A 13729-nucleotide genomic window follows, 5' to 3' on the forward strand; every position below is an offset into this window, starting at 1 on the left:
CCATGAGGCGCCCGACGACCTGCTGGTCGACTTCGGTCCCCGCGCCGCATCCAGCGAGCTCCCCGGTGGAATCTCCGAGGCCGACCCCCAAGACCCCCACGCCGACCCCGCCGCCGCCTTCCGCAAGATCGAGCGCCTGTGTCTCGTGCGCGAGCAGGCCAGCGAGCAGCTGCGCCAGCGTCTTGCGCGCGACGGCTTCGATCCCGACGCCGTCGAGGCGGCCGTTGCCCGCGCGCTCGCCTGCGGCCTCGTCGACGACAGCCGCTTCGCCGACGTGCTCGTCCGCAGCCGCCTTGCGCAGGGACGCGGACGGCGCGGCATCGCCGCAGAGCTCGAGGCGCTCGGCATCGACGCCGACGGCGTGGAAGCGCTCGCCGCGGGCGACGGCGACGACGCCGGGGAGGTCGACCGCGCCCTCGCGCTGCTCGATCGCAAGCCGCCGCGCGCGAAGAACCGGCGCGATGCCGCGTACCGCCGCCTCGCGGGCAAGGGCTTCAGCGCGTCGGTGTCCTCGACGGCCGCCCGCCTGTGGTGCGAATCCAACCCCGAATAAGCTCTCTGCGGCGGCGTATTCGCCGCCGCGCAGGGGTTTTCCGCCCCGCTATTTCAGAATATTTCTTGTCAGGGCTTTTACAAATCAGGCACAACCTTTATCATATGGTGTAGCTTGAGTGATCGTACCTGATGAGGGTACTTCTTATAGACAAATTCATACGATGCCACCCGTATCGCGTGCGTTCGCTCATGCCCGGTTATCCGGGATTTTTTATGCCTTTGTATTGAACCGAACGCTCTATTGGAAACTGAAACGAAAGGGGGAGCGTATGCCCGAGTTCATCTGGCTCATCATCGGAGCAGTCGTCGGCATCGCCCTCGGCTTCGTCGTCACGCGGTACCTGGTCAATGCGTCCACGAAACGTGCGGCGCAAGAAGCCGAATCTGTGGTGACCGATGCGAAACGACAAGCCGAAACGCTGCGCCGCGAGGCCATCATCGAAGCGAAGGACGAAGCCCTCAGGCTGAAGCAGGAAGCACAGGCCGAGAGCAAGGAGCGCCTGCGCGAAGTGCGTTCCGCGGAGAACCGCCTCTCGCAGCGCGAGGAATCGCTCGACCGCCGCGTCGAATCGCTCGATGCGCGCGAACATCAGATCTCGTCCATGCAGGGTCAGCTCGAGCGTCGCGAACGCGATCTCGAAGACGCTGCCCAGGAAGTCAGCTATCGCCTCGAGCGCGCGGCCGGCATGACGCCGGACGAAGCTAAGGCGGAGCTGCTCGACACGCTCAAGGACGAGGTCACGCACGAGTCGGCGGCCATCATCCGCGATGCCGAGGCCCGCGCGAAGGCCGAGGCCGACAAGAAGGCCCGCTCGATCCTCAGCCTCGCCATCCAGCGCGTGGCGGCGGATCACTCGGCCGAGACCACCGTGTCGGCCATCCACATCCCGTCGGACGACCTCAAGGGCCGCATCATCGGCCGCGAGGGGCGCAACATCCGCTCCTTCGAGCAGCTGACGGGCACGAACCTCATCATCGACGACACCCCGGAGTGCGTCACCATCTCGTGCTTCGATCCGGTACGCCGCGAAATCGGCCGCGTGACGATGGAGAACCTCGTGGCCGACGGCCGCATCCATCCCGCGCGCATCGAGGAGATGTTCGGCAAGGCCGAGGCGTTCGTGAACCAGCGCGTCCAGGAAGCGGGCGAGCAGGCCACGTTCGACACCGGCATCCACGACCTGCACCCCGAGCTCGTGCGCACGCTCGGCCGTCTGCGCTACCGTACCTCGTACGGCCAGAACGTGCTGAACCACTCGCTCGAGGTGGCCTACCTGTCCGGCGTCATGGCGTCGGAGCTGGGGCTCGACCCCATCCCGGCCAAGCGCGCGGGCCTGCTGCACGACCTGGGCAAGGCCGTCGACCATGAAGTCGAGGGCAGCCATGCCGTCATCGGCGCCGACCTGGCCCGCCGTTTCGGCGAGCGCGCCGAGATCGTCCACGCCATCGAGGCGCACCACAACGACGTGGAGCCTTCGAGCGTGCTGGCCGTGCTCGTGCAGGCGGCCGACGCCGTGTCCGCGGCGCGTCCCGGCGCCCGCAAGGAGACGCTCGACGCCTACGTGAAGCGCCTTGAGAAGCTCGAGGAAATCGCGAGCTCCTACAAGGGCGTGGAGCGCACGTACGCCATCCAAGCCGGGCGCGAGGTGCGCGTGATGGTGGAGCCCGAGACGGTGGACGAAGCCGCCACCACGGTGCTCGCCCACGACATCGCGCAGCGCATCGAGAACGAAATGCAGTACCCCGGCCAGGTGAAGGTCGTGGTCATCCGCGAGAGCCGCGCGGTCGGCGTCGCGAAATAGAGCGTAGGCGGCTGTGTCCGACGAAGCGCTTGAAGCGTTCATAGAGGACGTATGCGGTACGAGCCATCTCCGGGTCGAAGCAGACCTCGGGGATGGCTTCGTCCGTTTGAGGAGCGCCGAGGCCGAGCGCCGGCAGGCGGCGCACGACATCCGCTCCACCGAGGATATCGTCATCGAGATGCTGCGCAACGCGCGCGACGCGCACGCGAAGAGCATCTTCCTGGCCGTCTCGCGCGAGGGGCAACGCCGCCGCCTCGTCATGGTGGACGACGGCGACGGCGTGCCCGCTTCCATGCACGAGCGCATCTTCGAGCCGCGCGTCACGTCCAAGCTCGACAGCGTGCACATGGACAAGTGGGGCGTGCACGGCCGCGGCATGGCGCTGTACTCCATCGCGGTCAACGCGGAATCGGCGTGCGTCGCGGCGTCGGAAGCCGGCAAGGGTGCCTCGCTCGTGGTGGAGACCGACCTCGATCGTCTGGCCGAGAAGACCGATCAATCGAGCTTCCCCGTGTTCGAACGCACCGAGTCCGGCAGCATCGCCGTGCGGGGCCCGAAGAACATCCTGCGCACGGCCTGCGAGTTCTCAATCGAATGCCGTCACGACTGCACGGTGTACCTCGGCTCGGCCACCGACATCGCCGCCACGCTGTACGCGTTCGGCCTCTCGTCCCTCACGTCGGCCGTGCGGGCGTTCTGCACCGACGCCTCCGAGCTGCCCGTGGCCAAGCGGCTGTCCATCGCCGTCGATCCGGCGGGCCTCGCCGACGAAGCGGAGGAGCTCGGCCTGCTCATCTCGGAGCGCTCGGCGCGCCGCATCATGGACGGCGAGATCGCCCCGGTCGAACCGCTCATCAACCGCGTGCGCATCGAAGGCGACGACGAGTCGCGCGCGCCGGCGCGTTCGGCGAAGGCGAAGGCGGCGATGGGGGATGCGCGCGGGCTCAAGATCGCCCCCGACGACCTCGACGCCTTCTCGCGGCGCGTGGCGCGGGCGTTCTCGGACCTTGCGCGCGACTACTACCTCGAGTCCGAGGTGAAGCCGGAGGTGCGGGTGGGCAAGGACGGTGTGCGCATCGTCATACCCATAGAAAAGCTGCGATGAGCGGCAAGCTCGACAACGACATAGCCGCAGGTTGCGCACCATACCATGAATGGTTAGAATAGCAAGAGCACAAGAAATACCTATCTCACGCACAACGGAATCCTAACGCAGCATACATCGCATATCATACGGACTACCCACGACAAAGGATAGGCATGTCCACTTCCGAACATAAGCCAGACGTTGGCTGCTTGAAGGTATCGTCGAAGTCGTCACCGGCATCGGTTGCCGGCGCCATCGCCGGCATGGTGAAGGACGGCGTCAGCGTCGAAATTCAGGCGGTGGGCGCCGGTGCGGTGAACCAGGCGGTGAAGGCCATCGCTATCTCCCGCGGATTCCTTTCTCCCATCGGCATCGAGATCGCCTGCGTTCCCTCCTTCGCCGACATCGTCATCGACGGCGAGTACCGCACGGCCATTCGCTTCACGGTGGACCCGCGCTACACGCGCGGCGTCGCGCAGCCCCTCGGCGACGACCCTCACCGTACCGCTCCCGAGACCCACTGAAACGGACTATGCATACACCATTCACGAACTTGACGTTCTGCATCCGCACGTTCGGATGCCAAATGAACAAGCACGATTCCGAGCGCATCGCCGGCATGCTCGAAGGCCTGGGCGCGCTTCCCGTTGAAACCATCGAAGAAGCCGACATCGTGGCGTTCATGACCTGCTGCGTGCGCGAAGCGGCGGACACGCGCCTCTACGGCCAGGTGGCTTCCCTCAAGAACATCCCGCTGCGCGCGGGCACGCCGCTCTCGAAGCGCGTCGTCGCCGTGGGCGGCTGCATCGGCCAGCGCGACGGCGAGAAGCTCACCGACGAGCTGCCCCACCTCGACGTGGTGTTCGGCACCCACAACCTGGGCTCGCTGCCGCGCCTGCTCGAGGCGGCGCTCGCCGAGGGCGGCCATCAGGTCGAGGTGCTCGACGCGGCAACGTCGTTCCCCACGGAGCTGCCCACGGCGCGCGAGCACGAATGGGCGGCATGGCTGCCCATCACCATCGGCTGCAACAACTTCTGCTCGTACTGCATCGTGCCGTACGTCCGCGGGCGCGAGAAGTCGCGGCCGCTCGAGGACATCGTGGCCGAAGCCGAGCGCTACGTGGCGTCCGGCGTGAAGGAGATCACGCTGCTCGGGCAGAACGTGAACTCCTACGGACGCGACCTGTACGGTTCGCCGCGGTTCGCGGCCGTGCTCGACGCCCTCGATCAGACGGGCATCGAGCGGCTGCGGTTCGCCACGAGCCACCCGAAGGACCTCAACGACGAGGTCGTCGGCAAGTTCGCCACGCTGCGCTCGCTCATGCCGGCGCTCCATTTGCCCGTGCAGTCGGGTTCGGATGCCGTGCTCGCCGCCATGAACCGTCGCTACACGCGCGACCATTACCGCGGCCTCATCGCCAAGCTGCGTGACGCGGTGCCCGACATCGCCCTGTCCACCGACATCATCGTGGGCTTCCCGGGCGAGACCGCCAAGGATTTCGAGGACACGTACCGCCTCGTAGGCGAGGTGGGTTACCATCAGGTGTTCACGTTCATCTACTCGAAGCGCGAGGGCACGCCGGCCGCCACCATGGACGACGACACGCCGCGCGAGGTGATCCAGCAGCGCTTCGACCGCCTTGTGGACCTCGTTCAGGAGCGCGCGTTCGAAGCGAACCAGCGCGACCTCGGCGCCACGATCGACGTGCTCGTGGAAGGCGCTTCCAAGCGCGATACGACGCTTTTGGCGGGCAAGAGCCCGAAGAACCAGACCGTGCACGCTCCGGCCCCGGCCGGCGTGCAGGCGCAGGACCTTGCGGGCAGCATCGTGCGCGTGCGCGTGGACGAGGCGAAAACCTGGTATCTCGCCGGCGAAGTGGTGGACGGGCGCGATGCGGCCGACGGACGCTGATCAGGGCTCCTTTCCGCTGTCGAATCCGGTGATCTGCGTCGTCGGACCGACCGCTTCCGGCAAAACCGACCTCGCGCAAGCGCTCGCGCTCGAACTCGACGGGGAGGTGTTGAGCGCCGATTCCATGCAGATCTACCGGGGCATGGACATCGGCACCGGCAAGCTGCCCGCGTGCGAGCGTCTCGTGCCGCATCACGGGTTCGACCTCGTCGATCCGGGCGAGCCGTTCTCGGCGGCCCTCTTCCAAGACTACGCGCGCTCCCGCTTCCGCGACATCGACGAGCGCGGCAAGCGCATCGTGATGGCCGGCGGCACCGGCTTCTACGTGCGCGCGGCCATCGACGCCTACGAGTTTCCCGGTGGGGAACAGGTGGGCAATCCCGTGCGCGAGCGCTACCTTGCGGTGGCGCGCGAGCAGGGCGCCGAGGCGCTGTGGGAGCTGCTGCGCGCACGCGATGCGGAAAGCGCCGCCCTCATCCCGCCGGCCGACGTCAAGCGCGTCGTGCGGGCCTTCGAGCTTTTGGAGGAGGGCGCGACGTACGCGGAGCAGCGCGCCAAGCTCGCCCGAATTCCGCAGCTCGTGCCCGCGGTGTTCCTCGGCATGGAGGTGGACCCCGCCGTGCTGCGGGCCCGCATTGACGCGCGGGTGGACGCCATGGTCGAAGCGGGCCTCGTGGACGAGGTGAAGGGGCTGCTCGAGCGCGGGTTTCGCGAGGGCGTCACCGCACCGCAGGCCATCGGGTACAAGGAGATCGTGGCGGCGCTCGACGGCCGCATCTCCCTGGAAGAGGCCGTCGAGCAGATCAAGCTGGCCACGCGGCGTTACGCGAAGCGCCAGCGGACGTGGTTTCGCAAGGACGCGCGCATCATATGGCTGCAGGCGGACGAGGCAGATACGCCTGCGCTGCTCGCGCAGGCGCGCACGGTGCTGCGCGACAACGTTTCCGGGCGGTTTCCAGACGGCGCACCCGATATGCTATGATGATCTGCACGCACCACGTGCGTTTCTTTCGATCGTTCGAGAACGGAGCACCATCATGCAGACAGCGCGTTTTGTGATCTAGCGGGCCCGAGCGCCCCTCCGACTGTCTTTGCATGCCGTCTTGTCGGCATGCGTTTCCATGCATTGAAAGGTTGACTCCATGACGGAATTCGAATCTGTTATCACGCGGGGCATGACCCCCGTCATCGAAGAGCGCCGCGAGCGCGCGGTGCTCGTGGGCGTGGATCGCCCGGGCACCACCTGGCCGCTCGCCTCCTCGCTCGCCGAGCTCGAGCGCCTGGTGGACACGGCGGGAGCCGACGTGGTGGCCTCCACCACGCAGAAGCTCGACGCGCCGAACCCGCGCACGTTCGTGGGCACCGGCAAGGCCGAGGAGGTGGCCGAGCTGGCGCGCGCCCATGCGGCCGACCTCGTCGTGTTCGACGACGAGCTGACCCCCTCGCAGCAGGCGAACCTTGAAAAGGTCGTCGGGCGCGACGTGAAGGTCATCGACCGCACGGCCCTCATCCTCGACATCTTCGCCCTGCACGCCACGAGCAAGGAGGGCCGCCTGCAGGTGCGGCTCGCCCAAAACCAGTACCTGCTGCCGCGTCTGCGCGGCATGTGGGCGCACCTTGCATCCAACCGCATGGGCGGCGGCGTGGGATCGCGCTTCGGCGAAGGCGAGAGCCAGCTCGAGGTGGACCGCCGTATGGTGCGCAAGCGCATCACGTCCATCAAGCGCGAGCTCAAGCATCTGTCCGACGTGCGCGCCGTGCAACGCGAGAGCCGCTACGAGAGCGGCATGTTCAAGGTGGCGTTGGCCGGGTACACGAACGCGGGCAAGTCGAGCCTGCTCAACCGCCTGACGAGTGCCGACGTGCTGGCCTACGACAAGCTGTTCGCCACGTTGGACTCCACCACGCGCAAGTTCGAGCTGCCCGAGGGCCGCGAGATCACCATCACCGACACGGTCGGCTTCATTCAGAAACTGCCCACCACGCTCATCGAGGCGTTCAAGTCCACCCTCGACGAGATCACGGGCGCCGATGTGGTGCTTCACGTGGTGGATGCGTCGTCGGACGAGTACGAAGCGCAGATCGCCGCCGTCGAGGACGTGCTCGGGCAGATCGAAGCCCAGGATTTGCTGCGGGTGCTCGTGTTCAACAAGTGCGACCTGCTCGACGACGAGCATCTGGACGCCCTCAAGGCACGCCATCCGCAGGCGCAGTTCGTGTCGGCGGCGACAGGGGAGGGCATAGCCGAGCTCATCGACCACATCGCCCGCGTCGCGTCGGCGCAGGACGAGCATCTCGACGTGCTGATCCCGTACAACCGCGGCGATCTCGTGTCCGTCGCACACGAGCGCTGCCACATCCTGTCCGAAACGCACGAGGAGGCGGGCACGCATATCATCATGCTGGCGGCGCCTTCGTATGCGGGCCTGTTCCGCCCGTTCGCGCTTGCTTAGAGTAACTCTAAGGCTTACCTGCTCGATCGCTCGACCATGAGAAACGCCCCGCTGCTCGAGAGAGCAGCGGGGCGTTCGCGTTCAGCGGGTGCGACGGGTGCCGCGCGATGCTACAGGCGGCGGAAGACCGCGACCACCTTGCCGGCGATCGCGCAGTCGGTGGTGATGATGGGCTCCATGGTGGAGTTCTCCGGCTGCAGGCGGATGTGGTCGCGTTCCTTGTAGAAGCGCTTCACGGTGGCGCCGTCGTCGATGATGGCCACGACGATGTCGCCGTTGTTCGCGACGGGCTGTTCCTTGACCACGACGTAGTCGCCGTCGTTGATGCCCGCTTCGATCATGCTCTCGCCGCGTACCGACAGCAGGAACGACGGGGCGTCGCCCACGATCTCGGTGGGAAGCGACAGGGTGTCGGTGATGTTCTCCTCGGCGAGAATAGGCGAGCCGGCCGCCACGTTGCCCACGAGGGGGACGCTCACGATGTTGCTGAAGCTGGGCGTGACCACGTTGGTGGCGAGGACGGCGTCCTCAAGCGGATAGGTGAGCGCGATGGAGCGCGACTTGAGAGGGTCGCGCTTGATGAGGCCCTTTTCCTCGAGCGCCTTCAAGTGCACGTGCACGGTGGAGGGGGAGGAGAGGCCCAGGCTTTGGCAGACCTCGCGCACGGTCGGGCCGTACCCCTTCTCTCGAATGCATTCCTCGATGCAGTCGAGCACCGCTTGCTGGCGCTTCGTCACTTTCTCGGCCATGGATCGTCCTTTCGTCGCCCTCGGTACGTATCGAACAAATGTATGAAATTTCTATTGACATGAACCTTTGTTCGACCTATTATATACGCGAACAAAGGTTCTACGCAAGAGCAGGAGGGCACAAAATGAAGAATTTTGATACGAAGTACCCCATCGAGGGATCGTCGGCCCTGCAGCCGCACTATGGTGCGGCGCCTGCTCGGCATGCGCGCATCATCGCATTTCCCGAGGTGCAGGGCGCATCGGCCGCGCCGCGCGTCGAGTCGCGCATCGCGGCGGGCCTGCGCAACGGCACCGTGCAGGGGCTGTCGTTCGGCCGCATGCAGCGCTGGCAGGCGGCTCTCGGGGGCTGCGCGTTCGCGGCGCTCGCGTTCGTCGGCGTCGTCCTCGGCCTGTAAGCCGTCTCGTAGCACCCTCGGCCCGTTGCGGCCGTTCCATAACCCACAGATGCTGCGTTTCTGTGGCTGCGTAGCGCCTCCGCCACCCCGGAGGCGCGTCCGTTTCGGGGTTTACACCGCGCGCACCGCGTGGTAGACTCGGCCGAGCGATACCGTCTGCGCTCGCCACCCATGGCATGGCCGAGCGCCTCTTGAAGGAGACAAGGAACATGAAGCTGTAACGAAAGCCCGCACGTCGCCCCTTGCAGTATTCGACCAACCGCACCGGGTGCGCTTTCGTTATCGTTCGCACGTCCCTCATCAGCCATCGCATAGTCCCTATGCTCGCTGCTTCAGCGTCGTTGAACGCGACCCGAGCCACCCGTGCGCCTCTCAGACGGAGGTTGCCATGTTCGTTACCACCCATCATCTTTCCCATACCTACGAAGGCGCCGACGCTTCGGCGCTCGACGACGTCTCGCTCACGTTCGCTCCGGGCTGGACGGGCATCGTCGGCGCGAACGGGGCCGGCAAAAGCACGCTCGTAGAGCTGGTGTGCGGCACGCTCGCTCCCGAACGGGGAACGGTGTCCCCGCAGCTGCGCGGCGCGATATGCGAGCAGTCGACCGCCGAGCCTCCGGCATCGCTCGAGGAGTTCGCCTGCGACTACACGTCGACGGCCATGAAGCTGCGCACCCTTCTCGACATCGACGACGAATGGCTGTGGCGCTACGGCACGCTGTCGCACGGCGAACGCAAGCGCATCCAGATCGCATGCGCGCTCGCGGCGGAACCGCAGGTGCTCGCGCTCGACGAGCCGACGAACCACCTCGATGCCGAGGCGCGGGCGCTCATCATGCGGGCCCTCGCCTCGTTCAAGGGAATCGGCTTGCTCGTGTCGCATGATCGCACGCTGCTCGACGCGCTCGTCAGCTCGTGCGTGTTCATGGACGCGGGCAGGGCCGTTGCCATTCCGGGCGGTTACACGCAGGCAAAGCGCGAGCTTGACCTGCGGCAGGAAACGGTGCGTACCGAACGTCAGCAGGCGCGCGCCGAGCTGTCGCGCATCAAGGCTGAAAGCGTCCGGCGCGAGGGCGTTGCCGCGCGGGCCGACGCGCGGCGTTCGGCGCGGCATCTCGACAAGCGCGACCGCGACGGGCGGGCGAAAATCGGCCTCGCCGTCGTCTCGGGGCAGGACGGCAAGGCGGGAAGGCTCTCATCGCAGATGGGCAAGAAGATCGAGGCGGCGGAGAAGCACGTGGCAAGCCTCGAGGCCAAGAAGGTCCGTCGCAGCTCGCTCGAGCTCGACGCCGAGCCCGCGCCGCGCAAGGTGCTCGCACGCGTTCCGGCGGGCATCCTGCCGCTCGGGGAACAGCGTCGGCTGCACCATCCCGAGCTGTACCTGGGCAACGCCGACCGCATCGGCCTCATCGGCAAGAACGGCGCGGGGAAATCAACGCTGCTCGGACACGTGCTCGACCAGGTGACGCTGACGGAGGGGGTGTCGTACCTGCCGCAGGAGGTGAGCGACGCCGAGGTGCGCGCGCTGCTGGACGAGGTGCATGCGCTCTCGTCGGCCGAGCGCGGGCGGATGCTCTCCATCGTGGCGCGGCTCGAATCGCCGCCCGCACGCGTGCTCGACGGCAACGATCTCAGCCCCGGAGAGGTGCGCAAGCTCCTGATCGCACGGAGCCTGCTTTCCTCGCCGCACCTTATCGTCATGGACGAGCCGACGAACCACCTCGACATCCGCTCGGTCGAGGCCTTGCAGGACGTGCTGGCCGATTGTGCCTGCGCGCTCATGCTGGTCTCCCACGACGACACCTTCCTCGACGCCCTTGTGCATACCCGATGGTTCTTCGAGGTTGACCAGGGAGAAGGAGGAACGATGCCCGGCGATACGCACGTGCGCGTCGCGCTGTAGTGCAGGTTTTTTGCGCGAATCGTCCATGACGATTGAACCACTATATGTAGTATGCTAGGCTGAACCAAAATCGGTAAAGGAGCTTGTATGCGTTGTCCTTCTTGCGGTAATCCGGAATCGAAGGTGGTCGATTCAAGGCCCTCCGAAGACGGCACGGCCATCCGCCGTCGACGCGAATGCCTCGAATGCGGGCGTCGATTCACCACGTATGAGCGCCTGGGAGACAACCCGCTCATCATCATCAAAACCGACGGCTCCTCGGAGGCCTACGATCGTCAAAAGCTCATGCGCGGCTTGCTCAGCGCCTGCGCGAAGCGGCCTATAGCGCCCGAGCAGATCGCCTTGCTCATCGACAGCATCGAGACCGAGTTGCGCAACGCCTCGCGCAACGAGATCAGCTCGAAAGACCTCGGCGACATGGTGCTCGTGCGCCTCGCCAAGCTCGACGACGTCGCGTACGTGCGGTTCGCCAGCGTGTACAAGGACTTCCAGAACGTCGAGGAGTTCGCCGCCGCATTGGAGGGATTGCGCTAGCATGGAACACGTATCGGTACCTTTGCAGCAGCTCGATCCCGAGCTGCCCGTTCCCGCGTACGCCTATGAGGGCGATGCGGGCGTCGACCTTCGTGCCACCTGCGACGACGTGCTTCAGCCGTTCGAGCGCAAGCTCGTGCCGTGCGGCATCGCCGTGGCCATTCCGCGCGGCTACGCCGGCTTCGTCCTGCCGCGCAGCGGGCTCGCCATCAAGCATGGCGTGTCGCTCGTGAACGCACCGGGCCTCATCGACAGCAACTACCGAGGAGAGATCCAGGCCATCATGGTCAACCTCGATCCCAAGACGCCGTTCGAGATCAGGCGGGGAGACCGCATCGCGCAGCTCGTCATCATGCGCGTGCCGGACGCGTCGTTCGACGTGTGCGAGGATCTGCCCGAGACGTCGCGCGGCGCGGGCGGGTTCGGCAGCAGCGGCGTGAGCCTGTAAATCGTGCGGTGCGGCTAGACTTAGAGTAACTCTAAGTGACGGGAAGGGGATGCTGATGGACGGAAGCGAGCACGGCGCTCAGGCGAGTCGGACGCTGCCGTGCTACGGCATCAGCGACGTCGCCGACATGACGGGCATTTCCGCATTCACGATCCGCTACTACGACAAGTGCGGATTCTTCCCGGAGCTGGCCCGCGATCATCGCGGCGTTCGGTCGTTTGCCGAAGCCGACGTCGCGCAGCTGTACTTCGTCGACGCGCTGCGCAAAAGCGGCTTGTCCATCGAGGGCATCCAGTATTACGTCAAGCTGCAGAAGCGCGGTGCGAAAACGCGCGAAGAGCGTTTGTCCATCGTGCGGGCTCAGGAGACGGTGCTCGAGTATCAGCGTGCGGAACTTGACGAAAGTTTGAAGCGACTCCATGCCGCAGGTGTGGAATTGTCGACGGATTCGGGTGCCGAATGACCTTCATGGTATAGTACGTGCCAGATTCGCCAGAAACGGTGCGATTTCCATGACCTAGGACTCGTCCGAAGGCAAGATAGGGCCTTAGAACGGCTCTCAGAGCCTCGTTTATAAAACCCCAGGTCAGACATGCCAAATTTGCCCGATATAAGGAAGATACATGACGAACAACGAACAGAGACCTCCCGAGCCGCCTCCGGCGCCCGAAAACGAGCCCCGCGGCGAGGATTCATCCTCGCCGAAGCCTCCGACCGGCCAACCGGTCGCGTTGCAACCGAACACGAACGACCTGCGCGGGTTGAAGACGTCGCAGACGTTGGTCATGATATCGAGCGTCGCCGGTCCGGTGTCGCTGTTCATCGGCGGCGTGTTGCTGAGCGCCGTGGGTCTCGTCTGCGGCATCGTCGCGTTCCGTAAGCTCGTGGCGCTTGCCGCGCGGCAGACGAACGTCGCAGCGGTCGCATCGCGTCTCAAGCGATCGGCCATCGTGGGCATGGCGGTGTGCGGCGTAGCATTTGTCCTGAACGCCATAGCGTTTTACCTGATGTTGCCGGTGGTTATGGATATGGTTGCAAGCGGCGACTACACAGGCCTTATGACCGACGCCGGCACCGGCGCCGTAGGCCCCAATTCCACCTGGGGATAAACCCCGCACCTACGAGGCCCGGTGCAAGCCCCGCAGCGCTTGCACCGGGCCTCTCTCGTATCTCCTTGTTTTATTGATAATATGTCTTATGTAAACTTAACAAAAAGAATCCATATATGCCCGTTTTCTGCCCTTGCTAGGCTTGTTTTGACCAGAAGGGCTTACCAAGCGGGAGAAATTGTTCGTTGAAGTGGTTGTTGAGGATGTTCGCACCTGCGCCGTAGAAGCTGAGGAGCGAGATGACGAGCTCGCTGACCGCCGCAAGCGCGTGCGTCGCTTCAGGCGCGATGCCGAGCGTGCTTAGCGCGAGCCCGATGAACAGGAAGTCGATGGCCAGGAAGATGAGGAACAGCACCTTCGTCGTGCGCAACGCTCCAATCGTCATGAACGCCGTGAGAATCAGGTACGCGACGAAGGCCACGCCGGTCTGACCCGAATCGAACGTCTCAGCGGCGTATTGCCCGAACAGGCCGTTCGTTGTCGCCCACCCGAAGGCCATTGCGAGCCAGAAGAACCCGTACGAGATGAACGCCGTGCCGCCGAACGCGTTGTTTTTCCTGAGATCGATGATGCCGGCGACGAGCTGCGCGCATCCGCCGAGAAAGACGGCCCAGCCCATGACGGCGGCCGTCCCTTCGGTGAGGCCGAACTTCTGAGAACATGCGACGAGCGTGACGATTGCGAGGCCGAACAGCCCCAACGCGCTCGGATCGGCCCACGCGTCCCGCTGTTCCATCTTCATCTCCCCCATCTCGCACGCTCCTTTTCGTCGTAATTCC

The 13729-nt window shown here is 65.4% G+C and carries 15 protein-coding genes; 13 read left to right on the top strand and 2 right to left on the bottom strand.

Annotated features, from left to right (window positions below; genetic code table 11):
- The first annotated feature begins 22 nt into the window (after nt 1-22).
- The 7 genes from C1876_RS07990 (at nt 23) to hflX (ending at nt 7809) form a co-directional block, all read left to right on the top strand.
- The gene (locus C1876_RS07990; RefSeq protein WP_425320750.1) at nt 23-553 is read left to right on the top strand and encodes a regulatory protein RecX; all 531 of its coding nucleotides are present in this window, start codon (nt 23-25) and stop codon (nt 551-553) included.
- A 271-nt stretch (nt 554-824) separates the two neighbouring features.
- Entirely contained in the window at nt 825-2357 is a 1533-nt protein-coding gene (gene rny / locus C1876_RS07995; RefSeq protein WP_114546202.1) for a ribonuclease Y, read from the top strand.
- A 106-nt stretch (nt 2358-2463) separates the two neighbouring features.
- Nucleotides 2464-3462 carry an ATP-binding protein gene (locus C1876_RS08000; protein ID WP_244910081.1) on the top strand — a complete coding sequence of 333 codons (999 nt, stop codon included), beginning with the start codon at nt 2464-2466 and terminating at the stop codon, nt 3460-3462.
- Between the two features lie 155 nt (nt 3463-3617).
- Nucleotides 3618-3968, top strand: coding sequence for a stage V sporulation protein S (locus tag C1876_RS08005; protein WP_114546204.1), 351 nt, complete (start codon nt 3618-3620; stop codon nt 3966-3968).
- 8 nt (nt 3969-3976) lie between these two features.
- On the top strand, nt 3977-5356 hold the full coding sequence (gene miaB / locus C1876_RS08010; RefSeq protein WP_114546205.1) for a tRNA (N6-isopentenyl adenosine(37)-C2)-methylthiotransferase MiaB: 1380 nt from the start codon (nt 3977-3979) through the stop codon (nt 5354-5356).
- Nucleotides 5337-6338, top strand: coding sequence for a tRNA (adenosine(37)-N6)-dimethylallyltransferase MiaA (miaA, locus tag C1876_RS08015; RefSeq protein WP_114546206.1), 1002 nt, complete (start codon nt 5337-5339; stop codon nt 6336-6338). The genes miaB and miaA overlap by 20 nt, the downstream gene beginning before the upstream one ends.
- A gap of 160 nt (nt 6339-6498) precedes the next feature.
- Entirely contained in the window at nt 6499-7809 is a 1311-nt protein-coding gene (hflX, locus tag C1876_RS08020; protein ID WP_114546207.1) for a GTPase HflX, read from the top strand.
- A gap of 110 nt (nt 7810-7919) precedes the next feature.
- Here the strand turns inward: hflX and lexA are convergent, their stop codons facing one another.
- Nucleotides 7920-8558, bottom strand: coding sequence for a transcriptional repressor LexA (lexA, locus tag C1876_RS08025; RefSeq protein WP_114546208.1), 639 nt, complete (start codon nt 8556-8558; stop codon nt 7920-7922).
- A 125-nt stretch (nt 8559-8683) separates the two neighbouring features.
- Between lexA and C1876_RS08030 the strand changes: the two genes are divergently transcribed.
- From C1876_RS08030 to C1876_RS08055, 6 genes are all read left to right on the top strand, one after another.
- A complete protein-coding gene (locus C1876_RS08030; protein ID WP_114546209.1) occupies nt 8684-8956 on the top strand; it encodes a hypothetical protein in 273 nt (90 codons plus the stop codon).
- A 388-nt stretch (nt 8957-9344) separates the two neighbouring features.
- The gene (locus C1876_RS08035; RefSeq protein WP_114546210.1) at nt 9345-10859 is read left to right on the top strand and encodes an ATP-binding cassette domain-containing protein; all 1515 of its coding nucleotides are present in this window, start codon (nt 9345-9347) and stop codon (nt 10857-10859) included.
- Between the two features lie 87 nt (nt 10860-10946).
- On the top strand, nt 10947-11393 hold the full coding sequence (nrdR, locus tag C1876_RS08040; protein ID WP_114546211.1) for a transcriptional regulator NrdR: 447 nt from the start codon (nt 10947-10949) through the stop codon (nt 11391-11393).
- A gap of 1 nt (nt 11394) precedes the next feature.
- Nucleotides 11395-11841 (top strand): dUTP diphosphatase, encoded by a 447-nt coding sequence (gene dut, locus C1876_RS08045; RefSeq protein WP_114546212.1) that lies wholly within the window; start codon nt 11395-11397, stop codon nt 11839-11841.
- Nucleotides 11842-11896: 55 nt separating this feature from the next.
- Nucleotides 11897-12304, top strand: coding sequence for a MerR family transcriptional regulator (locus C1876_RS08050; protein ID WP_114546213.1), 408 nt, complete (start codon nt 11897-11899; stop codon nt 12302-12304).
- 160 nt (nt 12305-12464) lie between these two features.
- A complete protein-coding gene (locus tag C1876_RS08055) occupies nt 12465-12950 on the top strand; it encodes a hypothetical protein (RefSeq protein WP_244910082.1) in 486 nt (161 codons plus the stop codon).
- A 136-nt stretch (nt 12951-13086) separates the two neighbouring features.
- Here the strand turns inward: C1876_RS08055 and C1876_RS08060 are convergent, their stop codons facing one another.
- Nucleotides 13087-13701 carry an acetate uptake transporter gene (locus C1876_RS08060; protein ID WP_114546214.1) on the bottom strand — a complete coding sequence of 205 codons (615 nt, stop codon included), beginning with the start codon at nt 13699-13701 and terminating at the stop codon, nt 13087-13089.
- Nucleotides 13702-13729 lie beyond the last annotated feature (28 nt).

Source organism: Eggerthella sinensis, from assembly GCF_003339815.1.
In the GTDB taxonomy this organism is placed as follows: Bacteria; Actinomycetota; Coriobacteriia; order Coriobacteriales; family Eggerthellaceae; genus Eggerthella; species Eggerthella sinensis.

Coding starts and splice junctions, on each gene's coding strand:
- rny (WP_114546202.1), top strand. CDS start 825: ATGCCCGAGTTCATCTGGCTCATCATCGGAGCAGTCGTCGGCATCGCC.
- C1876_RS08005 (WP_114546204.1), top strand. CDS start 3,618: ATGTCCACTTCCGAACATAAGCCAGACGTTGGCTGCTTGAAGGTATCG.
- miaB (WP_114546205.1), top strand. CDS start 3,977: ATGCATACACCATTCACGAACTTGACGTTCTGCATCCGCACGTTCGGA.
- miaA (WP_114546206.1), top strand. CDS start 5,337: ATGCGGCCGACGGACGCTGATCAGGGCTCCTTTCCGCTGTCGAATCCG.
- hflX (WP_114546207.1), top strand. CDS start 6,499: ATGACGGAATTCGAATCTGTTATCACGCGGGGCATGACCCCCGTCATC.
- lexA (WP_114546208.1), bottom strand. CDS start 8,558: ATGGCCGAGAAAGTGACGAAGCGCCAGCAAGCGGTGCTCGACTGCATC.
- C1876_RS08030 (WP_114546209.1), top strand. CDS start 8,684: ATGAAGAATTTTGATACGAAGTACCCCATCGAGGGATCGTCGGCCCTG.
- C1876_RS08035 (WP_114546210.1), top strand. CDS start 9,345: ATGTTCGTTACCACCCATCATCTTTCCCATACCTACGAAGGCGCCGAC.
- nrdR (WP_114546211.1), top strand. CDS start 10,947: ATGCGTTGTCCTTCTTGCGGTAATCCGGAATCGAAGGTGGTCGATTCA.
- dut (WP_114546212.1), top strand. CDS start 11,395: ATGGAACACGTATCGGTACCTTTGCAGCAGCTCGATCCCGAGCTGCCC.
- C1876_RS08050 (WP_114546213.1), top strand. CDS start 11,897: ATGGACGGAAGCGAGCACGGCGCTCAGGCGAGTCGGACGCTGCCGTGC.
- C1876_RS08055 (WP_244910082.1), top strand. CDS start 12,465: ATGACGAACAACGAACAGAGACCTCCCGAGCCGCCTCCGGCGCCCGAA.
- C1876_RS08060 (WP_114546214.1), bottom strand. CDS start 13,701: ATGGGGGAGATGAAGATGGAACAGCGGGACGCGTGGGCCGATCCGAGC.